The 22,719-nt window shown below is 45.2% G+C and carries 22 protein-coding genes and 1 riboswitch; of the genes, 9 read left to right on the top strand and 13 right to left on the bottom strand.

Annotation, left to right across the window (positions count from 1 at the left end; translation table 11 throughout):
- Window positions 1-75 precede the first annotated feature (75 nt).
- Window positions 76-1,284 carry an MFS transporter gene (locus AM506_RS11510; RefSeq protein WP_060672628.1) on the bottom strand — a complete coding sequence of 403 codons (1,209 nt, stop codon included), beginning with the start codon at window positions 1,282-1,284 and terminating at the stop codon, window positions 76-78.
- Window positions 1,285-1,431: 147 nt separating this feature from the next.
- Here AM506_RS11510 and AM506_RS11505 point away from each other — a divergent pair, with 147 nt between their 5' ends.
- Together AM506_RS11505 and AM506_RS11500 are read left to right on the top strand one after the other, a co-directional pair.
- A complete protein-coding gene (locus AM506_RS11505; RefSeq protein ID WP_060672627.1) occupies window positions 1,432-1,860 on the top strand; it encodes a MarR family winged helix-turn-helix transcriptional regulator in 429 nt (142 codons plus the stop codon).
- 10 nt (window positions 1,861-1,870) lie between these two features.
- Complete coding sequence (locus AM506_RS11500; RefSeq protein WP_060672626.1) at window positions 1,871-2,629, top strand: sugar phosphate isomerase/epimerase family protein; 759 nt, start codon at window positions 1,871-1,873, stop codon at window positions 2,627-2,629.
- 42 nt (window positions 2,630-2,671) lie between these two features.
- Here the strand turns inward: AM506_RS11500 and AM506_RS11495 are convergent, their stop codons facing one another.
- Window positions 2,672-3,553 (bottom strand): zinc-binding dehydrogenase, encoded by an 882-nt coding sequence (locus tag AM506_RS11495; RefSeq protein ID WP_060672625.1) that lies wholly within the window; start codon window positions 3,551-3,553, stop codon window positions 2,672-2,674.
- Between AM506_RS11495 and AM506_RS22105 the strand changes: the two genes are divergently transcribed.
- Entirely contained in the window at window positions 3,542-3,733 is a 192-nt protein-coding gene (locus tag AM506_RS22105) for a winged helix-turn-helix transcriptional regulator (RefSeq protein ID WP_235576094.1), read from the top strand. The genes AM506_RS11495 and AM506_RS22105 overlap by 12 nt on opposite strands.
- A gap of 41 nt (window positions 3,734-3,774) precedes the next feature.
- Here AM506_RS22105 and AM506_RS11490 read toward each other — a convergent pair whose 3' ends face one another.
- Window positions 3,775-4,665, bottom strand: coding sequence for a TIGR01777 family oxidoreductase (locus tag AM506_RS11490; RefSeq protein ID WP_060672624.1), 891 nt, complete (start codon window positions 4,663-4,665; stop codon window positions 3,775-3,777).
- A gap of 345 nt (window positions 4,666-5,010) precedes the next feature.
- Here AM506_RS11490 and AM506_RS11485 point away from each other — a divergent pair, with 345 nt between their 5' ends.
- Window positions 5,011-6,654, top strand: a complete 1,644-nt coding sequence (locus AM506_RS11485; RefSeq protein ID WP_060672623.1) for a M4 family metallopeptidase — start codon at window positions 5,011-5,013, stop codon at window positions 6,652-6,654.
- Window positions 6,655-6,803: 149 nt separating this feature from the next.
- On the opposite strand, the gene AM506_RS11480 is transcribed toward AM506_RS11485, so the two are convergent.
- Window positions 6,804-7,751, bottom strand: coding sequence for an arginine deiminase family protein (locus AM506_RS11480; RefSeq protein WP_060672622.1), 948 nt, complete (start codon window positions 7,749-7,751; stop codon window positions 6,804-6,806).
- Between the two features lie 127 nt (window positions 7,752-7,878).
- Here AM506_RS11480 and AM506_RS11475 point away from each other — a divergent pair, with 127 nt between their 5' ends.
- Window positions 7,879-9,189 (top strand): amino acid permease, encoded by a 1,311-nt coding sequence (locus AM506_RS11475; RefSeq protein ID WP_060672621.1) that lies wholly within the window; start codon window positions 7,879-7,881, stop codon window positions 9,187-9,189.
- Window positions 9,190-9,193: 4 nt separating this feature from the next.
- Here the strand turns inward: AM506_RS11475 and AM506_RS11470 are convergent, their stop codons facing one another.
- Entirely contained in the window at window positions 9,194-9,931 is a 738-nt protein-coding gene (locus AM506_RS11470; protein ID WP_060672620.1) for a YqcI/YcgG family protein, read from the bottom strand.
- Window positions 9,932-9,995: 64 nt separating this feature from the next.
- Window positions 9,996-10,625: a LysE family transporter gene (locus tag AM506_RS11465; RefSeq protein ID WP_060672619.1), complete on the bottom strand. Its 630-nt coding sequence runs from the start codon at window positions 10,623-10,625 to the stop codon at window positions 9,996-9,998.
- A 140-nt stretch (window positions 10,626-10,765) separates the two neighbouring features.
- On the opposite strand from AM506_RS11465, the gene AM506_RS11460 reads away from it, so the two are divergent.
- On the top strand, window positions 10,766-11,404 hold the full coding sequence (locus AM506_RS11460) for a spore coat protein (RefSeq protein ID WP_082386335.1): 639 nt from the start codon (window positions 10,766-10,768) through the stop codon (window positions 11,402-11,404).
- Window positions 11,405-11,521: 117 nt separating this feature from the next.
- Window positions 11,522-12,016, top strand: a complete 495-nt coding sequence (locus AM506_RS11455; protein ID WP_060672618.1) for a L,D-transpeptidase family protein — start codon at window positions 11,522-11,524, stop codon at window positions 12,014-12,016.
- Window positions 12,017-12,055: 39 nt separating this feature from the next.
- Here AM506_RS11455 and AM506_RS11450 read toward each other — a convergent pair whose 3' ends face one another.
- Together AM506_RS11450 and AM506_RS11445 are read right to left on the bottom strand one after the other, a co-directional pair.
- Complete coding sequence (locus AM506_RS11450; protein WP_060672617.1) at window positions 12,056-13,252, bottom strand: aspartate kinase; 1,197 nt, start codon at window positions 13,250-13,252, stop codon at window positions 12,056-12,058.
- Between the two features lie 44 nt (window positions 13,253-13,296).
- Window positions 13,297-14,544: a homoserine dehydrogenase gene (locus AM506_RS11445; RefSeq protein ID WP_082386334.1), complete on the bottom strand. Its 1,248-nt coding sequence runs from the start codon at window positions 14,542-14,544 to the stop codon at window positions 13,297-13,299.
- Between the two features lie 127 nt (window positions 14,545-14,671).
- A riboswitch (SAM riboswitch) is annotated at window positions 14,672-14,782 on the bottom strand.
- Window positions 14,783-15,030: 248 nt separating this feature from the next.
- On the opposite strand from AM506_RS11445, the gene AM506_RS11440 reads away from it, so the two are divergent.
- Window positions 15,031-16,416, top strand: coding sequence for a DUF2254 domain-containing protein (locus tag AM506_RS11440; protein WP_060672616.1), 1,386 nt, complete (start codon window positions 15,031-15,033; stop codon window positions 16,414-16,416).
- A gap of 42 nt (window positions 16,417-16,458) precedes the next feature.
- Here AM506_RS11440 and AM506_RS11435 read toward each other — a convergent pair whose 3' ends face one another.
- Both AM506_RS11435 and aspA read right to left on the bottom strand, forming a co-directional pair.
- Window positions 16,459-17,391 carry a helix-turn-helix domain-containing protein gene (locus tag AM506_RS11435; protein WP_060672615.1) on the bottom strand — a complete coding sequence of 311 codons (933 nt, stop codon included), beginning with the start codon at window positions 17,389-17,391 and terminating at the stop codon, window positions 16,459-16,461.
- Between the two features lie 330 nt (window positions 17,392-17,721).
- Complete coding sequence (gene aspA, locus AM506_RS11430) at window positions 17,722-19,152, bottom strand: aspartate ammonia-lyase (RefSeq protein ID WP_060672614.1); 1,431 nt, start codon at window positions 19,150-19,152, stop codon at window positions 17,722-17,724.
- A gap of 250 nt (window positions 19,153-19,402) precedes the next feature.
- On the opposite strand from aspA, the gene AM506_RS11425 reads away from it, so the two are divergent.
- Entirely contained in the window at window positions 19,403-19,771 is a 369-nt protein-coding gene (locus AM506_RS11425; protein ID WP_060672613.1) for a cytochrome-c oxidase, read from the top strand.
- 61 nt (window positions 19,772-19,832) lie between these two features.
- On the opposite strand, the gene qoxD is transcribed toward AM506_RS11425, so the two are convergent.
- The 3 genes from qoxD to qoxB are packed head-to-tail and all read right to left on the bottom strand — an operon-like array spanning window position 19,833 to window position 22,704.
- Window positions 19,833-20,129 (bottom strand): cytochrome aa3 quinol oxidase subunit IV, encoded by a 297-nt coding sequence (gene qoxD / locus AM506_RS11420; protein WP_060672612.1) that lies wholly within the window; start codon window positions 20,127-20,129, stop codon window positions 19,833-19,835.
- Window positions 20,129-20,740 (bottom strand): cytochrome aa3 quinol oxidase subunit III, encoded by a 612-nt coding sequence (gene qoxC / locus AM506_RS11415; RefSeq protein ID WP_060672611.1) that lies wholly within the window; start codon window positions 20,738-20,740, stop codon window positions 20,129-20,131. Before qoxC ends, qoxD begins: the two co-directional genes overlap by 1 nt.
- Before the next feature lie 2 nt (window positions 20,741-20,742).
- Complete coding sequence (gene qoxB / locus AM506_RS11410; protein ID WP_082386333.1) at window positions 20,743-22,704, bottom strand: cytochrome aa3 quinol oxidase subunit I; 1,962 nt, start codon at window positions 22,702-22,704, stop codon at window positions 20,743-20,745.
- Window positions 22,705-22,719 lie beyond the last annotated feature (15 nt).

Raw genomic sequence — 22,719 nt, 5'->3', positions numbered from 1 at the left:
TCAGGTTCATACCTTCACTTAACCGCTGACGATCAAAAAGGGACTCACCTTCGAAAGGTAAGCCCCTTTTACATTTTATAACTCCAACGCTTCTCCTTGATTTACAGCCTTCGTTCTTCGTTTCGTCACGATTTTATATGCCGCTACTGTGACCAGTACCACTCCACTGCAGATGATATATAAAGCTGAAAAGCCGAACTGCGAGGAAACAAGCCCCAACGCAAACGATCCAACCGCAATCCCGAGGTCATAAAAAATGAAAAACGTGGCCGTCGCATGCCCTGTTCTCCTCTTCGGTGCCGCCTGAATGGACATCGTCTGGAAGCTTGGAAGCAAAGCACCGTACCCAAGTCCGATCAGCGTTCCTGAAATCAATAAGAAAATGACGGAATGAGTCATGCTCAAGAGAATCAGTCCACCGGCAAAGATAATGAGGGACGGGTAGATGACCGCATTGGGTCCCGACCGGTCAAATAATCTCCCTGTATATGGCCGCGACAGCAGCATGGCAGCGGCAAACACGACGAAGAATAAGCTGACGGATTCGAATAGCCCGATAGACTTCGCGTAAACGGAGATAAACGACATGATCCCGGAGTAGGCAAATGAGGTCAGGAACCCTACCAATGCAATCGGGATGGCCTTCACTTCGATTAAATCCTTAAGAGTTAAGCGTCTGCTCACTACCTGTTCCACCACATCGTCCTCCGTCACCTGAATTCCAAATGAGCAAAGAAAGCCTATGACAATAATCAAGGCAAGACCCATAAATAATGTCGTGTACGGGATCCACTGTATAAGGGCGAGGGAAAGAAACGGTCCGACCACGACTGCCAGGTTCATCGACATGGCAAAGTAACCAAGTCCCTCCCCCTTCCTGTTTGCAGGGATCATATCTGCGGCAATCGCCACCATGACCGTTGAACCGACACTAAACCAAATCCCATGGAAAAAACGGAGCCCCATCAAAAAATAAAAATCATTTACCCAATAGTAAATGAATGAGGAAATCCCGAACATCAATACACTGAGGATGAGCGTCTTTTTCTTACCCAGCAGCTCAATGATTTTTCCAGAAAAGGGACGGACAATGATGGCTGATAATAAGAAGACCGTTGTAGCAAGTCCTGCCTGACCTTCCGTTCCATGCAACTCATCGAGCACATACAGGGGCAGGATGGTTAACAATGAGTAAAAAACTAAAAAGAGAAAAAAGTTATTCAGTAACGCCATAAAAAATGGCCGCGTCCAGATGTTTTGTTTTGTTGAATGCTCCACTATCATTCTCCTTCGCGCAATTAATTGTTATACTAATTATATCTACAACATGTATATTTGTAAATATAGTTGTTGTGACAATTAATTCAAATTCTTCCGGAATTCATGTATGATAAAAAGAAGAAACTCATGTAGAAGGTGAAACCAGTGACAATGTCCCGAGATGAAACCATCGGCTTATATACGAGCCGCACAGTAAAAAATATCATTCGATTCCTCACTCTCCATCTGAAAGATTTCGATGTGACACCTGAACAGTGGACCGTTCTGAAGAGACTTGCAGAGCAGGATGGAATCAGTCAAAAAGAGCTTGCCATGAGGTCAGAAAAAGACCAGCCGACCCTGACAAGGATCCTGGATATATTAGAAAGAAAAAAGCTGATCTACAAAGAAAAGAATTCCGAGGATAGAAGATCATTCCTTATTTTCATCACAGAGAAAGGAGTGACGGCGAAGGACGAGCTGTCCCCTTTCATTGAAAATTTGTATGAGGATACGATTCTTAAAGGGATTTCAGAAGAGGAATTAGAAGTATATAAGAGCGTTCTTTCTCAAATCAACGCGAACATGACCAAAGGATAGGAGTGAGCGTATGAAAAAAATTCCTGTTGCCCTCCAGATGTATACATTGCGAAACGAGGCGGAAAAGGACTTTCTCGGTACTCTTAAAAAAGTGGCTGATTTAGGTTATGAAGGTGTCGAGCTTGCCGGTTACGGAGGTCTATCCGTCAAGGAGTTGAAAGATTTACTGGACAAGCTGAATCTTCGTGCCGTCTCCAGTCATATTTCTTTATCTGAACTAAGGAGCAATGTGGATCAGGTGATCGAGGATCAGCTTGCCCTTGACAGTACCTATATCGTATGCCCATATTTGCCCCCTGAAGAACGAACAGAAGATGATTATTTCCGATTGATCGATGACCTGAACTCCATTGGTGCAAAATGCTTTGAAGCGGGTATCACCCTCTGCTATCATCACCATGACTTCGAATTAATGACTCTATCGAACGGGAAAACGGCTCTCGAGACGATTCTGACTGAAACGAATCCCCACACGGTGAAAGCTGAGTTTGATATTTATTGGCTGACCTATGCCGGCGAAAATCCCGTTGAGTGGCTGAAGCGTTACCAGGGACGGACTCCTCTTGTCCATTTAAAAGACATGACAACCGACGGAGAACGATTTTTCGCGGAACTTGGATCAGGTGGACTGGACCTGGAACCCATCCTTGAATTCGGTATGCACAGCGATGTGGACTGGTGGATCGTCGAACAGGACGACTCCAAGATCCCTCCCATCGAAAGCGTGCGAAAAAGTCTTGAATACCTGCGACATAACGAAGTTCGATGAGATAAAAAGGAGAGCCCTGGTACTCGGGCTCTCCTTTTCGTATTATTTCATTTTAGCTACAATCTTACCTTTCACATGGCGATCGGATAAACGGCTGAGGGCTTGCGGGACGTCTTCAAGGGTCACCGTCTCCTTCAGCATGGCATCCAGCTTCCCTTGTTCCAACAGGTCAAGCATTTCATCTCCGATAACCGCAAAGTCCTTTTGGGCTTTGAAGTCATCGGTTTGATGCGCCGCTGCAAGGGCGATTTCATGATAGGAAACGACTTTCGTGAATGATTTGATTTTGGTGAAATCAGGGGCACCGGCGATGTACACCATGTGACCCATATAGGCCAAAGCATCCAGGGAGTCTGTGGCACTTTGTCTGCTGACTGCATCAACAACTGCATCAACACCACGACCATCTGTGATTTCCATCACTCTCCGGGTGACGTCTTCTTCCCGGTAGTCGATACAATAGTCTGCTCCAAGTGATTTCACATAGTGATGATTGTGACGGGAAGCCGTGGAAATGACAGTCTTCCCAGCAAGTTTCGCAAGCTGTACGCCAAACCCGCCTACTCCACCAGCACCTCCATGAATCAAAATGGTGTCGATCTGTTCGAGGGGCAGTTTACGGTGAATGGCCTGATAGGCTGTATATCCCGCGGTCGGAAGTGCTGCCGCATCCTCAAAGGAAACGCTGTCCGGGATACGTGAAACGGTATGGGCAGTGGTGACCGCGTACTCTGCATATCCGCCTTTTTTGGTAAAATTCCCATGATAAACGACACGATCTCCTTCTTTAAAATCTGTTACCCCTTCTCCTGCTTTTGCGACCACTCCTGCCACATCCAATCCGAGAATATGCGGATAGGACCAGGCCGGCATCCCATTCGTGGCTGTCTTGTTACCCAGCAGCTTCGGGAGTTGGAAGAACATGGACTGGTCGAGCGGACGGTGTACCAGGAAGTCCCGCCGAAAGTCGAATATTCGACGACGGAGATGGGTAAGAAACTCCAGGCCACGCTATTTGAGATGTGTAAATGGGGAGATGAATATGCCGAGCAGAAAGGGATCGGGATGAACCGCTGCTGGACGACATATGATTTCATGGAATAGCAAGAAAAGGACTTGTCAGTGTGTGATAAGTCCTTTCGTCTTCACTTGGAGAGGATCTGCCCCAGTGCCTTATCAAGCGTATCATATTGAAAGATGAATCCTGCTTTCTCCAGCCGTTCCGGGAAGACCCACCTGCTTTTCAGAACCAGTTCGGTTTCCGTTTTGATGACCACTGCACCTGCTTCAAGCATCCACTTCGGGGTCGGGAGCCCTATTTTCTTATTCATCACATCCCTCAATTTAGCCATGAGTTCACGATTGGTCACTGGATCCGGCGACGCACAGTTGAACACTCCGCTTAACTCCTTCTCTTCATTCAAAAAAAGAATGATCCGGTACACGTCTTCTACATGAATCCAGCTGAATTTCTGGGTGCCCGGCCCCTGCACCCCTCCGAGACCAAACTTGACCAGGTTTTTGTATGGCGTCATCACGCCGCCATCCGGTCCCAGCACGATAGCGATCCGTAAAGCCGCCTGCCGCGTCTCCGGTAATGAAAAGGAGAAAAATGCTTTCTCCCATTCTTTTGCCACTTCAACGGAAAAGCCCGTACCGATATCTCCGCCTTCCTCCGTCATCGGCCGGTCCTCTGCATGGCGATAGATCGTGGCCGTGCTCGAATTGATCCATAAAGGTGGCGGATTCTGACATTCTAAAAGAGCCATCCCCAATATGTCCGTCGTTTCCGTCCTGGATTTGAAAATGTCCGCTTTATTCTTTTCATTGTACCGACAGTCGACTGACTTGCCTGCAAGATTGATGAGCATTTCCGCCCCTTCCAATGCCTGTACTATTTCACTGGGCCGCTCCCACGACACATGGGGAGACTGTCTTGAAATGATGGTCGCTTTATAGCCCTTCTCGAGAAATTTCTTCTGAAGGTACTGGCCAATGAAACCTGTACCCCCTGCTATGACGATTTTCTTTTCCACAGTATCCACTCATTTCTTTTATGTGAGTTTGTGAATTAATTCACATTAATTATACCAAATGCTGTAACAAATTCAACCGTTTCTTCTCTGATACTCTTTTGCACAAAAAATAGTGGAATATTCCTAGAAAAATATTTTTCACCGAAAGTAACAGATAAAGGTAGAAATTCCCCTCAAATTTGTTTTATATCGACATTATTAAACACTAAATATTTTAAATTTACTGATRATTACCATTTTTTTCATTGTCAACCTTCCTTTTTTTTACTAGACTACTAATTAGCCGCCGGGGCCAAAAGAAATAGCTATTTCCAAAATCTATGATCAAAAGGGGAAATTGTAATTATGTCGAAAAAGAAATTAGTTAGTTTAGCACTAGGTACTTCTCTTGTATTCAGCGCCTCCTTTACGGGTGCATCCGCATTCGCCCAGTCTTCAGATTCTATTACTTCGAAAATGGACATTCATCAAAAGGTCATGAACATAGATAAAAAAGGGCCTAGCTTCATATCTGGGAAACTATCAAAGGGTATTGTGAAGAACGACAAAGACGTGAGAACGTTCATGAAGGAAAATAAAGAGCTGTTCGCCATCGATCCACATTCTGAACTGACATTACTTGAAAAGACGACAGATGATCTTGGAATGTCACATTATCGATTCACTCAATCAGTGGACGGTGTTCCTGTTGAAGGGGCCATCTTCATTGTCCATACAAATAAAAACAATGAAGTGACGGCCACTACAGGTCAGCTATTCAAAGAAGCTTCTAAAAAAGTGACCAAGACAAAATCAAAAATCAATCAAAAATCAGCTACGGATCTTGCTTGGAAACATATCGGTTTATCTAAAGCAGATACAGTGACAGGAACTCAAGACGTTCCCGCCATTGATGGAAAGAAAGATAGTAACGTAGAAAGCACCAATGTGAAGAATGATCTTGTCATCCATGAGAAAGATGGAAAGTTCACTCTTGCTTATAAAGTACAGCTTCAATTCATCGAGCCGTACGGAGCAAACTGGCAGATTTATGTTGATGCCAAAGACGGTTCCATCGTCGAAGCATTTAATGCGGTGACAGATGCTGGTACGACAGGAAGCGGCTACGGGGTTTTAGATGACTATAAAACTCTTAATACTTATTCTTCAAACGGTACCTATTACTTATTTGATGTGACGAAACCGATGAACGGTGTCATTGAAACCTTTACGGCCAGAAATGGGTCCAGTCTGCCTGGTGTCTATTCCACTGACAGCAATAACTCATGGACCGCGTATTCCCAAGCGGCTGACGTCGATGCCCATGCGTATGCCGGCAAAGTCTATGACTATTATAAAAACACACATAACCGCAATAGTTTCGACAATAACGGAGCGACCATCCGTTCGACAGTCCATTACGGATCCAACTACAATAATGCGTTCTGGAATGGTTCACAAATGGTCTATGGTGACGGGGACGGATCGACCTTCACTTCCCTATCAGGTGCACTCGATGTCGTTGCCCATGAACTGACACACGCCGTGACGGAGCGTACTGCCGGATTACAATACCAATATCAATCAGGGGCCCTGAACGAATCATTCTCTGATGTATTCGGCTATTTCTTAGATCCAGGTGATTATTTAATGGGTGAAGATGTCTACACACCTGGCATCTCAGGTGATGCACTGCGCAGTCTTTCTAACCCATCTAAATATGGACAACCGGAACATATGAATAACTATGTGAACACCTCTTCCGATAACGGAGGCGTTCATACAAACTCCGGTATCCCGAACAAAGCGGCTTACAACACGATCTCAAGCATCGGGAAAGCCAAAGCAGAGAAGATCTACTATCGTGCCCTTACTGTCTACTTAACACCAACAAGTAATTTCAGTTATGCACGTGCTGCGCTTCTTCAATCAGCAGCTGACCTGTACGGAAATGGAAGCTCCACTTACAATTCCGTTAAAGCAGCTTGGGACGCTGTCGGGGTTTATTAATTCAGAAGCTATTCAAAATGCAAAAGCCGTCCAATCCGGACGGCTTTTTGTCTGTTATATGATCATAACCGACAGGGTTCAACATCATTTCCTGGGAAAAGCTGTTGAATCCTGTCATTTACGTAGAGAAAACGAGAACCATATTTCAACTATTCTCTCCGTTCTAACGGAAGCGTCATACACCTTATCCCGCCCCCGCCTTTTTCAAGCTCATTCACATCGACTTCTATCAATTTTTTCCCTTTTAATTTCGGATGATCTTTCAATATCTTCTTATTGGCTTTCGTGCTGATCAACAGGGTATCCGGGTCCAGATTCAGAAAATTGATATCCGCGACCGTGTGCTTTATGTCATCCGTCCATAATACGTCGAAGCCCTGACGCTTGATGAATTCTTCCATCATCACGTACCTCCCGCCTTTTTCGTTGACGACTTGTACCGGGAAGAGACGCATATAACTTTTCGCAATCAGGATGTCAGTCCCCGCTACATTGCAGTTCATGTCCAAATGCATCGTTTCACCCGTCCTTGGTAAGTCGATGATCCCGATTTCCGAAAACCCTGCCTGAAAGATCTTCCCCTTCAGTGCTTCTATGCTTTCGATGCTTGATCGAAGGCCGGTATTAATGAAAACAGAGTCCCTGTTCAACACAAACACATCCCCATTTTCCAGAGCCTTCAACCGGTTATTATCCTGAATCGAAAATACCTTCTCATCAAACCAGGATTGAAACAATTCATGACAATGAACATATTCAGGGGCCCTCATGGTAGTTCCTGCATCACCCGGAATCACTGTATTCCCATACACACAAGCCAGATCTCTGACAAAGACCCGGTTAATCAGCTGTTGATTCAGCTCCTTAACCTCATCTTTAAGATATTTAGAGTAGTCGATGACCGCTATTCCTGCATCTTCCATGGCCTGCGTCATCTCTTCATGGTTTTCCTTCGCTTTCTCCTGATTAACAGGTTTCTCCCACCCTACATAATCCGCCGTTCTTTGATCGGGTACATCCACTGATGAAGGCGAGCATACCATGACCGTCTTTAATTCCCCATGTTCGTTCCAGCAATTCGGATGAATCTTTTCCATCAGCCTGCCTCCTCGATTTCACTTTCCCTTACTTTCTCCTTTCTCATGAAAAATCATTCCGATTCCAATCACATAATTCATGAGCGGGAACAACACAATATGAAAGATAAAGGTCAGGTGAAATGATATGAGCAAATGTACGAATCAGACAAATCTATCGTGGTGGCAGCTCTCTTTCATCGGGGTGGGCTGCATCATCGGAACCGGTTATTTCCTTGGGTCTGCCATACCGATTCAAAGAGCGGGCTCCTCGGTTCTCATTGCCTATTTGCTGGCGGGTATCGGCACGTGGATGGTTTTCCAGGCACTGGCCAAACTAACGGCACATCATCCTGAGAAGGGTTCATTCCGGACATATGCTAAACAAGCATACGGTTCCTGGGCAGGTTTCAGTAACGGATGGGTGTATTGGTCTGCAGAAATGTTGATCATGGGAAGTCAATTAACCGCACTCGCCCTCTTCGCCCAATTTTGGTACCCACACATCCCGCTTTGGATATTCACGGCCGGATTTGCCCTTCTCGGTTTGGTGATCATCCTGATGGGAGTCCGGAAAGTGGAACAAATGGAGAATATGTTCGGAGTGATGAAAGCTGCTGCCATCATCATGTTCATCCTCATTGCAGGTGCCGCCATGTTTGGCTGGCTTGGGGGTGAGAGTTCGGGGAGGGTTCTTCAATCTCCCATAAAGGACGTTCTCCCACATGATGGGAAAGGCTTATGGCTCGCCCTTCTTTTTGCCTTCTATGGATTCGGGGGGATTGAAGTGATGGGTCTGATGGCCAAGGAATTGAAGGATCCTAAGGAAGCACCGAAATCAGGGAATATCATGCTTTTGATTTTGACGATCCTTTATATTCTTTCCTTTTATCTCGTATTAAAGCTGGTACCGGTAACCAGGATCGACCCAAATGAAAGCCCATTTCTGACCGCCCTGGACCAATACAGCATTCCATGGGTCCCCCACATATTCAATGCCATTCTGATCATTGCCGGGTTTTCTACCATGGTCGCTTCTTTATACGCCGTCACGACGATGCTCGTGGCACTGGCCGAGGAAGGCGATGCGCCCGGTATTTTTGCCGAAAAGGGGAGATTGGCAGTCCCGCTTCCCGCTTTCGGATTGACCACTTTGGTCGTTGCACTATCCATTGTCGTTGCCATGCTTCTTCCGGATAAACTCTTTGAATATATCACTACCGCTGCAGGGCTGATGCTTCTGTACACATGGCTTTTTATCCTGGCTTCCTTCCATAAACTCATGAGCCAAACAGTGTGGGACCTGACTCGGACGATCATTGCCCTGCTTCTCATTCTGTTTGCCATCAGCGGTACTCTCCTTGATGGAGTAAGCCGCGTCGGCTTCTTTGTCAGTCTTGGATTCATACTCTTGATTGCTATAGCTGCCTTCATAAAAGAAAAAAGAGTTAAAGCCTGATGCTTTAACTCTTAATTTTCTTATGCATATGTGAAAAAGGGCATTTACTCATGGAAGAATCATCATCGCTGAGATAATACTGCTTCCACTCATAGTTGTCTTCCTGTCCGTACCATTTTAGGCTGGGATGAGGATCGACACCGTCATATTCAACGAGCCGTTTTCGAATGACTTTCTTTAATTTCTGACCGAATGTCGTGGAAGAATTGATTTCATCAAATACCCAACGGGGCTGGAAGGCGAGGAGAAAATAGGGAAAGTGTCGACTCTTTCGGACGATATGGGCGGGAGTCGCGCAGAACGCAAAATAAGGTTCCCCGTCAAAACAAAACTCCCATGTGTGGTCATGGGGATCCTTTCCGATACCATCCGGCCAAGGCTTATCATCCAGCTTGTGTACCCGATTCAATAAGTCCCAGAAAATGTGTTGATACGTTTCGACGGAACCCTCGATTTCCTCTGATTGAAAAAACACGACGAGAGATGCATACTTCCCTGTATCCCTTGAAATTCCTCCGTATTCTTTTAATAAAGAGACGAGCATATCCGTCGCTTCATCCTTTCTCGGATCTTCTGCAAAACCGAAGCGTAATGTATCTGTTTGAAATCCTTGTTTACCCGGTACGCACGGGTATGGGTGCTCTTCATCACTCATCACTTCCGAGAAATGTGTATAGGCAGATTGCTGCCAGGAAGTAAGCTCTCCCAAATGTTGGTCGATCCAACCTTTTGAATATATCATGTAGCCGATCCCTCCTAAAGATTACACATCTATCCTATTAGGAGGGCGCCCATTGGGTGTCTGTCTAACCAAACACTATGCGACAGGCCTCTACGCCGAAATAAATGCCGAACCCCATCAGAACGATTCCCGATAGGATGGAAATGGTCCTCAGGATGAGTGGACTCACCAGTTTCCTTGCCCCCGTCGCAACAAACGCCATCGTCACATCCCAAATGGTGATCCCCAGGAATATTCCCAGACTATACAAGAAAAGCTGGGAGGACTCATATGATCTGGACGTCTGTGCGAGGATCGATCCATAGATTCCAAGCCAGAATAAAATGCTTAAAGGATTCGAAATCGCCATAAAGAAACCAGTCCGGAACGCTTTTCCTTTCGACTCATTCTGCGATTGGGGTGAGGAAGATGTGAGGGTTCCGGACTTTTGGATGCTTTCAACCCCCGTGTACGTCAATATAATAAAACCAAAGATCCATAAGCATAGTTTTATTGATGGTGTATCAATGAATTGAGCCAATCCAAAATATATAAAAAGCATAAAGATGCCGTCTGCCAGCATCCCCCCGATTCCAACAAGCCAGGCATGGAAGAAACCGAATCGGATACCCTTGTCCAATTGGGCGGCATTGATCGGTCCCATAGGTGCAGACAGGGATAACCCTAATACGATATAGCTAATAAATATACTCATATCCGTACCACCTTCAAATTGACTTCTCCCTATTGTATTCGGACAGGCCGGGAAGTATTAAACCATTCCCCCTGGAGTCATACATAATTTTAATTTAAGGGGTTATTCTAATCATCGAAACCATTTGAGGAGGAATATGTATGAATAACCAAGGTCAATCCAATGGGATGCCGCAACCCGGCGCTCAAATGCCACCGAATATGATGAACACCCAAAGTCAGGACCATGGGGGTCACGAGCTCTTTGATGCCCATGAAGTCATCGCTGGGATCATCAGCATGCTCGACCAATATCAAATGTATGATCAGCACATTCAGGACCCGGAATTGAAAGATATGGTCAAGCGCCAGACCGACTTCGTGACGACCATGTACAATACCATTGTAGGAAGCTTCTCGACGGGCCAAGACCCTGTAGTGCCGACACAACAATACCAAATGACCCAAAACCATACGACGACTTATGGGATCAAACCCGGAGCACCGAAAAAACCGAATCAATCCGTGCAGGAGCTTTCCGATAAAGGCTTATCCGCTTATATGCTGGGACAGACGAAATCCCTGGCCACACTCCTTGCGATGACGGCTCTCGAGATGACAAATCCCGTGTTGCGCCGTGTTGTTGCAGACAGTGTACCGAATTTCATTGAAATGAGTTATGAAATTTTCCTTTACCAAAATAAGCACGGGTATTATCAGGTTCCACAACTGAATGGACAAGATATGACGCTCATGCTTCAGAGCTATACGACTGTCCCGCAGCAAAACCTGCCTCAATGATCTGTTAGCCCGCATCTTCATGGATGCGGGCTTTTTTGATGTAAGCTCATTGAACCACTTTTCCCCTCCTACATAGAATAGAATGATAAGAATGTGAAAAAAGGAGGTTTGGTACCCTTGATCCACACTGTAAAGACTGGAGAAACTCTTAATCAGATATCAAGGGATTTCAGGACCCCCCTGGCTGACATCCTGAACGCTAATCCCGGTATCGACCCGAATCAACTATACCCGGGCCAGACGATCAACATCCCCGGAATCCCCGATACAACGGGAAATCCCTACAATATTCTAGTGTCTGTTAACAACCGGACCCTCCGATTATTTAAAGATGGGGTCCAAGTGAAAGAATACCCCATTGCCGTAGGTAGGGTCCTGTTCGAAACGCCCATCGGGGAATTCATCATCATCAATAAAGCACCGAATCCAGGGGGACCCTTTGGCACGATGTGGATGAGTTTATCCAAAGAGAGCTATGGGATCCACGGAACCAATAACCCTGCCTCCATAGGGAATGCGGTATCCAAAGGGTGTATCAGGATGAATAACAAAGACGTGGAAGAGCTCTCAAGTATCGTACCGGTCGGGACTCCGGTATCCATCACCCCATAAAGAAAGAAGTGTATAGAGCCGACTATACACTTCTTCCCTTTATAAAATCGCCCTTTTGGATTCAATATAATCCAACCCAAAGTGCATATGAAGGATTCTTGCGGCCTTTTCGACATCCGAGCGATCGACAATGGCGCTTAAGCCCACTGACGATTCCCACTCGGACACTTTCCCTATATGGTAATCATGAAATACATTCGTCACCTTTTCTTTTACTTCCCCTGAAGACTGGATGCTTCCAATCACACATACCTTCGATAAATCTTCCCTTATGTCAAAAGTGGAGTAAGCCTGGTTATACTGACTGACGATTTTTTTTACGAGGGGAACATCCTGATCTTTTATGATCAAGGCCAGGTCTTGCCGATGCTTGATCCTTTCTGTTTCAATATGGTGGGAATCAAGATCGTAGAGGATCAATGATTCCCCTCCATCGCAGCCATGGATCGTAAGGACCGAAATCTCTTCCTGGAGGGCAACACCTACGATGGCATCATTTCTTTGGACTTTCCCGCTGATGACGGTTCCCCTCCCCTCTTTTAAACTGGAACGAACGATCAAAGGTACTCCGTGTTCCTTCGCGTGTTTAATCGCTCTCGGATGTAGGACATTGGCTCCCATCGTGGCAAACCGGAGCATGTCGGTATAGGAGAGACCGTCGATTTTCGCAGCCCGTGAAACCACCATCGGGTCGGAAGTGTACACCCCGTCAACGTCCGTATAAATGTCGCATCGATCCGCATTCAGGGCTGAAGCCAGTGCAGCAGCCGACGTGTCGGATCCGCCCCTGCCTAAAGTGGTGAGCTCCCCCTCTTCGGTGACACCTTGAAAACCGGCCACCACTACGATTCGCCCGTTGGATAATTCCTCTTTTATCCTCCCTGTATCAATGGAAGTGATCTTTGCATTACCGAACACTGCATCGGTCCGGATTCCCGCCTGCCGACCTGTCAAGCTCACGGCTTTCATCCCTCTATGCTGAAGGGCCATCGTCAGAAGGGAAATCGTGACCTGTTCACCTGTTGCGAGGAGCATATCCATCTCTCTTTTACCGGGATCATCAGAAAGTTCCCCAGCCAGTTTCACAAGGGTATCCGTTGTATTGGCCATCGCCGATACGACTACCACGACGTCATTCCCCTTTTCTTTTTCCTTCACAATATATCCTGCCACCCGCTTCATTCGATCCGTAGAACCTACAGAGGTCCCACCAAATTTCTGAACAATGATACTCAAGTGATCCCCCTACTTTCTATCAGATTTCGCTTTTTCTAAAGCGGTCATGAAACAACCATTCCTTCTTTCACTTCATTTTCAAGAGGAATTTCGTTTAAGATCGATACAGCCTGAATGTGTTCTTGTGAGTGAAGAAGGGATTGGAGGTCTTCTTTTCTTCCTTCGACAAAGACATAAAGGTCATTTCCAAGCTGAATGCGGTCCTTTAAGGTGAACGGTGTAATCCAGCTTTGATACTCCTCTTTTTCCTTGAACCGCAGGACCCATTGCCTGATGCTTTCTTCTTGGGTATCTTCGCTCCTCACCGTCTTTTCGGGAGCAACGGTGTATTTCCCCTCTATCAGGGAGAGAAAATCCTCCACCATGGCACTTCCAGTCGGATGTTTCCCCGCTCCGGGACCGAGCAGCGTGACTCTCCCTACCAGACTCCCCTTTAGGGAAATCGCGTTTTCCACATCCTCCACCCCGTAAAACGGATGGGTGTCATGGACAAGGACCGGTTCTACCCCTCCCCTGATGCGATTGAATCCGTCCCGTTCAAGTGATCCTATATGCTTAAATCGCAATCGGAAGGACTCAGCAGCCTGCAGCCATTCCGCCGTCAAATGTGTAATTCCTTTCCGCCTGATATCCTTCCAGTCCGGCTGCCTGCCAAAGGCGGTCTGACTTAAAATCAGAAGCTTATAAAACGCATCATATCCTTCTATGTCGCTCGTGGGATCCGCCTCGGCATACCCCTTTTCTTGGGCCTGCTTTAGGGCAGTTTCAAAAGAAAGTCCCCGTTTCCTCATTTGAGATAGAATGAAGTTGGATGTCCCATTCAATATGCCTTGAATGCTGGTGATTTCATTTACCTTCAGGAGCTGACGGATGGTGCCGATGACCGGGATCCCCCCGGCTGTAGTCGCTTCGAAACCAAGGGACACCCCTTTATTTGAAGCTTTCTTTAGAAGCTCGGGGCCGTATTTTGCAAACATGGCTTTATTAGCCGTTATGACGTGAATCCCCTTCTCGATTGCTTGTGTTATATACGTATAAGTCGGTTCTTCTCCCACTATCGCTTCAAAGATCACATGAAGGTCAGGTATGTCGAGAATGTCTTTAAAATCGGTCGTAACCCTGATGGAGGGATCGATTTCCCTTTGCTTAGAGGGATCCTTGATGAGGATGGCCCTTACCTTTACCTCTTTACCGAGTGCTTCTTTCAATCTTTCCTGATGAGTTTCAATGGCTTCACAGACCCCTTGACCAACGGTTCCAAAGCCCAGAAGCGCCACATTTATCGCTGACATCATTCAGCCTCCTTTTTTCCGGTATTACCTGCACGTACGATTCCTGTCTGAAGGCGTGGTGGTAAGAAAGAGGGTATACAGAAAAGCCCTCTTCTTGTAAGAAGAGGGCTAATTGATCATGCTCCTCCCCTTATCTTCCAGATCCACATGGAATCTGTAGGAATTGGCACCTTTACAGACTGATCCTGCAGGTTGCCGGGCTTCATCGGGCCTATCCCTCCGCCGCTCTTGATAAGAGATATAACGTTATGTTTTCATTTGATATTTGAGTATGAATTGGATTATATAGGGGATTCACCCCTTCGTCAATAGAATATTTGTTATTTTTTAAAAATTCTTTCTAATGAATCAGGATGCGGTATTTCCGATCGGTTTAGTCCAAAATACTCCCGTTTCTATTAATCTTTTTGTAGTAAGGACGTTTTAACCATGTTAGAGAGGGAAAACTAACCCATATCCATTTACTAGAAAGGAACCGGTTCGATCATGTTGAAAAAGATGCTCCCCTTATCCATCAGAAAATATTTGCTCATGTCAAAACGGCAGCGCATGCATGAAATCAGGCTCACCATTTGGTATATGCCCTTCATTTACATATGCCTGTCCTTGCTCATGGTCGCCATTACCCTTTATTTAGATCTCTCTCTGGAAGTGTCACAGTACACGCCTGATGTGTTAAGTATGGATTCATCGGTCACCCGCATTCTGGTGAGTACGCTTATAGGAGGCATCCTGACACTCAGTGCTTTTACACTTAACTCCCTGCTCGTCGTGCTGACGATGTTCAGTGGACAATTCTCACCAAGGATGCTCTTGGATTTCATTTCAGATAAACAAACGCAGCACGCCCTTGGCATTTTCAATGGGAGTTTCGTGTATGTGCTCCTCCTTTTCCTTTTTATCGGAAATTCAAAGAAGGAAATGTTTGTTGCTGCCCCGGTCATGACGATCGGACTGGCGTTCCTGTCATCCCTCACGTTCATATTCTTCATTAATCATGCGTCGACATGGATGCAGGTCCATAATATCACGTACAATATGAAGCAGGTTTCTGAAGTGATGATCAACCAGACGCTTAAAAATGATTTGGAGACCCACCGTACAACAGAACATGGTGACACGATGGACCAGTATAAACAAAATATCATTCACGTGAGTTCCAGGGGATCGGGGTATATCCAATTAATCGATTTTCAAGGAATGATCCAACGGGCAAAGTCCGAGAATCTCGTCATTGAACTTCATTACAAAGTCGGGGATTACGTGTTGGCCGGCAATGAAATCGTGAGCATATGGGGACCGGACACAAAGGAGATTTTAACCAATTTCTACCTTGATTTCATTGAAATGGGGCATAAAGAAACTGAAATTCAAGACTTGCAAATGGGCATTCACAAGCTGGCCGAAGTTGCCATCAAATCACTCGGGAATGATGACCCTAAAACGGCGTCTAATACCATCGATCAGATGGCAGACCTCATGCTGACAATAGAGGATCACCTATCCTTCACCCCTTATCTAATCGATGAGGCAGGCACAATCCGGGTCATCCTTCAATCAGAACCATTTGATTACTACCTGTATCGTGGGTTTGGCTATATCCGTCACTATGCAAAAGACAATCATTTGATCATCACGGACATTGTGCGTGCACTTGCCCTTATTGCTGAATCCATTCAGCCATCCAAGCATCAGAACATTTGGTCATTTGCCTGCAATACCATTGACCATATTGAAAGAGAAGTCATCTATGAATTGGATAAGACCTTTCTCCTGCAGGAAGTCCATAAGCTGGCACGACTCACCAAGAACCTTGAGGAGTATAAGAAGATCGAAAATAAATTCTATCCATCCGCCAATGAAAACACATAAAAAGCTTCATCCCATTTTACGGGATGAAGCTTTTTATGTGCGTTATACCCACGTTTCGACCATAGTGGTGCCTTCCCCTGGGGCTTTTGAAATCACCGAAAGACGTTCCGCCATTTGAAAGGCTTCCTTTGCCTTTCTCTCATTCTTCACTTCACGATATACATTCCCCAAGTTCCTATACAGGATCGCTTTTCTTCCATGATCATGCAAATTATCACAATGCTGTATCAATTCTTTAAGCTTGATTTCCAAGTCTTCAAGATTCTTTTTCCCCATGTTGGATTCCGAAACCAGTTGAATCAAAGCAGCATCGATGCAGCGGTTGAAATTGAACGTTTCCTTAAAGTGTTGTAGGGAAACCTCACTATGATGAATGGCCGACTCATGTTGATTCAATTGGTGATGGGCCAGGGCCATGTGGAAGTGGTATTCGAAATTTATATATATCTTTGCGTCAATTTTTTGTAAAAGTATGATGGCTTCTCTTGCATCACCCTTCAGTAGCTCGAACATCCCATTGAAGTGATAGTATAAGTGATGGTCATACTCCCTCATATAATAGGACAAACGTTTATTGGAAAACTGGTTTAATAGAAAAGCTGCTTCCTGAACATCTCCCTTCCCCATCAGATAGCGGGCTTTGAGAAGTTTATATGTACCGTTCAGTGTTTCAATCTTCACAAGGGGATTCTGCTCAATCGTTTCTTTCAATAATTCCACTTTTCCATTGATCTGCTTGATCATCGCATCGTGCCACATACCCAGGTCCATTTGTAATTTCTCATAGGACTTCCGTTCATTTTCAATATTGATTCCGAGCCTTCGATTAAAGAGATCCAGTTTTTCTTTCGTCACATGCAGGTGACCGCTTTCAATTTTACTAATATGTCCAGGGGTACAAATGCCATCCCCTACTTGTTTCTGGGTCATGCCCTTATAGATTCGGTAATATTTCATACATTCCCCAATGTTCATGTCTTAACCTCCAGGATGCCGTAGTAGAAAGCAACAACAGGTCTAACGTATATTTATTATTATTGTGATATCGTTTTCTACTCCTATTATACTAAGAAATGATTAGTGAGAAATTGGGGTTTTCTAAAGACAGCAGTCACGATCCCCAAGGTCTTTACACCTATAAAAATTCTGGATATTCAAAGGATTACGTTAAAATATTCTCGATTTCTTCAAACAAAGGAACAAACACCCGGTTCTTTCAACCCGTTTTATTATCCCAACTGGAGGCAAAAAGGTATTATACAAAAAAACGTTCCGTCAATTCATAACGGAACGTTTCCATATCATTTATTCCCGATCAAAAAGCAAACGACCCGCAATCCCCGGATTCGTCATTTCATATGGATTCAAGATCAGATCAAGCTCTTCTTCAGTGAGAACATCATATTCAAGGCAAAGCTCTCTTACCGATTTCCCTTTTAGAATGGCTTCCCTCGCGATCCTCGATACGACTTCATATCCCAAGTGAGGGTTAACCGCTGTGATGATCCCTACACTGTTTTCCACATATTCTTTCATACGTGTTTCATTCGCTTCAATCTCAATCAGGCAGTTGTCTGTAAAGCTTCTGAACGCATTGTTCATGATGCTGATCGATTGAAGGAGATTGAATACGAGCACAGGTTCCATCACGTTTAACTCAAGCTGACCGGCTTCTGAGGCCAGTGAAATGGTCTGATCATTCCCCATCACCTGGAAGGCCACCTGATTGATGAGTTCCGGCATGACCGGATTCACTTTACCCGGCATGATGGAAGAACCAGGCTGTCTTGCTGGCAGTGAAATTTCACCAAGCCCGGCACGCGGTCCTGAAGCCATCAAACGAAGATCATTGGCGATTTTGGACATGTTCGTCATACATACTTTCAATGCAGCCGAAACTTCTGTGTAGGCATCGGTGTTTTGTGTGGCGTCCACCAGATGTTCAGCCCCGGTTAATGGCAACCCGCTAATGTCAGCCAGATGTTTGACGACGCTCTTGATATAAACAGGATCCGCATTCAAGCCGGTTCCTACCGCGGTGGCTCCCATATTCACTTCATAAAGATGATCACGGGTACGCCCGATGCGTTTGATATCCCGTTCCACTACTCTGCTATACGCCTCAAACTCTTGTCCAAGGCGAATGGGAACAGCGTCCTGCAGATGGGTACGACCCATTTTAATGACGGGATCGAACTCCTGGGCTTTCTGTCTAAAGGCGTTTAGCATATGCTCCATTGTATCCAGCAGCTTCTCTAGCAGTTTCAGTGTGGAAATATGGATGACTGTCGGGAATACATCATTGGTTGACTGTGACATATTCACATGACTGTTCGGACTTACCTTCCCGTACTCACCTTTTCGATGGGACATGAGCTCAAGTGCGCGGTTGGCAATGACCTCATTGGCATTCATGTTGATGGATGTACCAGCCCCGCCTTGAATGGGATCGACGATAAAGAATTCATGAAGCTTGCCTTCAAGGATTTCATCGGATGCCTGGACGATGGCTTGACCTATTCCGTCATAAAGGCGGGTGGTTTCCATATTGGCCAGTGCAGCCGCTTTCTTAACGACTGCGAGGGCATCGATCATCTCTTTATGAATTTTATAACCTGTGACCGGGAAGTTCTCCACGGCCCTCAATGTTTGTATTCCATAGTATACATCTTCAGGTACTTCTTTTTCCCCAAGAAAATCTTTCTCTATTCTAAATCCACTAGTGACGTTTATCATTTCTCTACTCCCCGTATTCGGATTAGCTGTCTCTAATTGATGATTCTATCAATTTGAGTCGAAGTAGGCAACGTTTTAAGGTCAAAACCATTAATTTCAAAAATTCCAAAAAAACGCTTTCAATTTTCTGATAAGAGCTTTCCTCATTTTCGAAGACGAATGGTCCATCTTTTATTTTTCAAACTCCGTAAGAGACGTTCTACAGGGGTCAAAATACTCATATATTACCAGTGAAAGGAGGATGATTAAAATGGGGATCAAACTGATTAAAATTTCAGTCGTTTACTTTATGATCGGTGTATGTATCGGGCTCTATATGTCCATGGTCCATGACTACACCCTGGCCCCGGTTCATGTTCATATTAACTTATTGGGCTGGACGGCACTGACGCTTGCAGGTCTCATTTATCACTTATTCCCTGCTGTATCGACCACCAAATTGGCCAAAGCTCATTTCTGGCTTCATAATGTCGGTTTGCCACTGATGATGATCGGATTATTCCTGTTTGTACTTGGGAATGAAGCACTCGTTCCGGTCATTGCAACAGGCGGGGTCCTGACGACGGTTGGTATTCTGTTGTTTGGCATCAATATCTTGAAGGAATTGAAAGCGGAATAATCAGCTTAAAGGTATATAATGAAAGAAGCTGTCGGGGGATCCCAACAGCTTCTTTTCTATTTTAATGCATATTGCTCAATACCCAGACAGATCCGGCTACGATGACAATCGCGATAAATGCCGCCGACATCATCTTACCTACCTGCCATTTGCCTTCACCTTCCGTTACGTGCATGAACATGAAGAGCTGAATGGCAGCCTGTATGAAGGCAAGGACGAACACGATCGCTACGATCAGTTCATATGCCATATTCGTATAAAGTCCAAACCAGACAGCTAAGAACGTCAAGGCAATCGATAAGATAAATCCAATGATCTGAGTCCAAGGCAGTCCACTATGATTCGTATGTTGTGACATTATCCCACCATCCCTAATAAGTACACGCTTGTGAACACGAAGATCCAGACAAAGTCCAGAAAGTGCCAATACAAGCTGGATACAAATAGTTTTTTAGCGGTATCAGGATTCAATCCCTGTTTCTTCACTTGGAACATCACGAGGGTAATCCATAAAATCCCAACCGATACGTGGAGACCGTGCGTTCCGGTCAGTAAATAGAAGGATGACCAGAATGAGTTCGTCGTCATTGCTGCCCCTTCATGGACCAAATGGACAAATTCAGTGATTTCCAAGTATAGAAATCCTAATCCGAACAGTAATGTGATGATCAACCAGACCATCATGGATTTGACGTTTCTTTTTCTTAATTCATTTATTGATAATCCAGACGTGAAACTACTGATTAACAATAGCAGCGTCATGATGATCGTATTCTTCATATCAAACACTTCACTTGGAAGCGGGCCACCCATGGTTCCGGCCTTCAGAGCGAAGAACGTTGCGAAAATAGTGGCAAATAAGGCAATCTCCGCACCCAGGAAAACCCAGAATCCGAATATATTCAGTTTACCAATATCAGACTGATATTCAAGCGGCGTGTTTGGATCTATATTTGTACTATGTGCCATGCTCACGCCTCCCTCTTATACGGATTTTCCGTTTTTTCAATTTCTTCTACGCTGACATAATATCCTTCATCATGCTTATGAGACATTAATGAACGATACGCCATACATCCGAAGATACCGATTAGTGCCAATATCGCCATCCAGAACAATTCAAACACTAAACCAAATCCTGCGGCGAAGAATAATGCGGACATGATAAAAGGTGTCCCGGCATTACTTGGCATGTGAATCGGTTTGTATTCAAAGTTATCAGGAATCATCTTTCTTCCTTCTTGCTTCATATCATAAAATGCATCATGACTCTTCACTTCAGGAACATGTGCAAAGTTGTAATGAGGTGCAATCGCTGAGCTTGTTGCCCATTCAAGGGTACGTCCATCCCATGCGTCACCTGTTGTTTCTCTCTTGGCAAAACGGAAGCTGTAATAGATACCGTAAACGAGAATCATGAATCCGACTCCCATTCCGAACGCTCCAACAGAAGAGATCATATTCAATGCCGTCCAGCCGTCTTCAGGTCCGTACGTGTACACACGTCTCGGCATACCCGCGAACCCTAATACGAACTGAGGTAAGAAACATAGATTGAAACCGATGGAGAAGAACCAGAAAGCCCATCTGCCGATCCGTTCGTTCATCTTGTGACCAAACATCTTTGGATACCAGTACGTAAGTCCCGCGAAGCAGGCAAATACAACACCGGCAATCAACGTATAGTGGAAGTGAGCAACCAGGAAGTAGTTATTGTGATATTGGAAATCGGCCGCAGCCATCCCAAGCATAACCCCTGTCACCCCACCGATCAGGAATGTCGGAATGAACGCAACAGACCATAACATCGGTACAGTAAATTCAATCTTACCTTTAAATAACGTACCCAGCCAGTTGAATATCTTGATCCCCGTCGGAATGGCAATCGCCATCGTTGTAATCGAGAACACACTGTTCACTGCTGCGCTTCCACCCATTGTAAAGAAGTGATGGACCCATACGACGAAGCTTAGTCCAGAAATCGCAACAAGTGAGATAATCATAGATTTATAGCCAAATAGTGTTTTTCTTGCAAATGTAGCAATGATTTCTGAGAAAATACCGAAAGCCGGTAATATAACGATATATACTTCCGGATGTCCCCATAGCCAGAAAAGGTTTGCCCATAGCATCGGGTCACCACCACTCGTAAGCGTGAAGAAGTGGGAACCGAAAAGACGGTCAAATGTCATCAGAGCTAATGTGACAGTCAAAATCGGGAAAGCAAATACGATGATGAAAGCCGTGATCAACGTCGTCCACGTGAACATCGGCATGCGAAGAAGCGTCATGCCCGGTGCACGCATCTTGATGATGGTGACGACAAAGTTGATACCCGTCAAGAGTGTACCGATTCCCGATATTTGTAAGCCAAGCAGGTAATAGTTAATACCCGGTCCAGGACTGCCTTCAATGGCAAGTGGTGCGTAGTTCGTCCAGCCGGCATTTGGTGATCCACCGAACACGAAGGACATATTGAAAAGGATTGCCCCGAACATGAATGACCAGAAACTTAAGTTATTCAAGTATGGGAAGGCTACGTCCCTTGCACCGATCTGCAAAGGAACAACCACATTCATCAATCCAAGTAAGAATGGCATCGCCATGAACAGAATCATGATCGTACCATGAGTCGTAAAGATTTCATTGTAATGCTCGGATGTTAAAAATGAATTATCCGGCACTGTCAGCTGTGCCCTCATCAAGAGTGCATCGACTCCTCCACGGAAGAGCATGACTAGTGCAGCCAGGATATACATAATCCCGATTTTTTTATGATCAACGCTTGTGATCCAGTCGTTCCACAACCATTTCCACTTTTTGAAGTAAGTGAGGACTGCAACGATTCCGATTACGGTGAAAACGATCGAAATGTTGGCTCCCAGAATCAACGGATCGTTGAGGATAAGATTATCCTTGATAAAATCAAACATTTAAAGTCCTCCTCT

Origin of the sequence: Rossellomorea vietnamensis, assembly GCF_001305855.1 — a bacterium.
GTDB lineage: Bacteria > Bacillota > Bacilli > Bacillales > Bacillaceae_B > Rossellomorea > Rossellomorea vietnamensis_A.
The sequence above is the reverse complement of the archived record's forward strand: the minus strand, read 5'-3'. Positions and strand labels throughout refer to the sequence as shown.

Excerpts from the sequence above, each read along its gene's own strand:
- AM506_RS11505 (WP_060672627.1), top strand. The coding sequence starts at position 1,432 with ATGTCCCGAGATGAAACCATCGGCTTATATACGAGCCGCACAGTAAAA.
- AM506_RS11510 (WP_060672628.1), bottom strand. The coding sequence starts at position 1,284 with ATGATAGTGGAGCATTCAACAAAACAAAACATCTGGACGCGGCCATTT.
- AM506_RS11465 (WP_060672619.1), bottom strand. The coding sequence starts at position 10,625 with ATGAGTATATTTATTAGCTATATCGTATTAGGGTTATCCCTGTCTGCA.
- AM506_RS11495 (WP_060672625.1), bottom strand. The coding sequence starts at position 3,553 with ATGTTCTTCCAACTCCCGAAGCTGCTGGGTAACAAGACAGCCACGAAT.
- qoxD (WP_060672612.1), bottom strand. The coding sequence starts at position 20,129 with ATGTCACAACATACGAATCATAGTGGACTGCCTTGGACTCAGATCATT.
- AM506_RS11440 (WP_060672616.1), top strand. The coding sequence starts at position 15,031 with ATGTTGAAAAAGATGCTCCCCTTATCCATCAGAAAATATTTGCTCATG.
- AM506_RS11425 (WP_060672613.1), top strand. The coding sequence starts at position 19,403 with ATGGGGATCAAACTGATTAAAATTTCAGTCGTTTACTTTATGATCGGT.
- AM506_RS11435 (WP_060672615.1), bottom strand. The coding sequence starts at position 17,391 with ATGAACATTGGGGAATGTATGAAATATTACCGAATCTATAAGGGCATG.
- aspA (WP_060672614.1), bottom strand. The coding sequence starts at position 19,152 with ATGATAAACGTCACTAGTGGATTTAGAATAGAGAAAGATTTTCTTGGG.
- AM506_RS11475 (WP_060672621.1), top strand. The coding sequence starts at position 7,879 with ATGAGCAAATGTACGAATCAGACAAATCTATCGTGGTGGCAGCTCTCT.
- AM506_RS11485 (WP_060672623.1), top strand. The coding sequence starts at position 5,011 with ATGTCGAAAAAGAAATTAGTTAGTTTAGCACTAGGTACTTCTCTTGTA.
- qoxC (WP_060672611.1), bottom strand. The coding sequence starts at position 20,740 with ATGGCACATAGTACAAATATAGATCCAAACACGCCGCTTGAATATCAG.
- AM506_RS11470 (WP_060672620.1), bottom strand. The coding sequence starts at position 9,931 with ATGATATATTCAAAAGGTTGGATCGACCAACATTTGGGAGAGCTTACT.
- AM506_RS11460 (WP_082386335.1), top strand. The coding sequence starts at position 10,766 with ATGAATAACCAAGGTCAATCCAATGGGATGCCGCAACCCGGCGCTCAA.
- AM506_RS11445 (WP_082386334.1), bottom strand. The coding sequence starts at position 14,544 with ATGTCAGCGATAAATGTGGCGCTTCTGGGCTTTGGAACCGTTGGTCAA.
- AM506_RS11480 (WP_060672622.1), bottom strand. The coding sequence starts at position 7,751 with ATGGAAAAGATTCATCCGAATTGCTGGAACGAACATGGGGAATTAAAG.
- qoxB (WP_082386333.1), bottom strand. The coding sequence starts at position 22,704 with ATGTTTGATTTTATCAAGGATAATCTTATCCTCAACGATCCGTTGATT.
- AM506_RS11500 (WP_060672626.1), top strand. The coding sequence starts at position 1,871 with ATGAAAAAAATTCCTGTTGCCCTCCAGATGTATACATTGCGAAACGAG.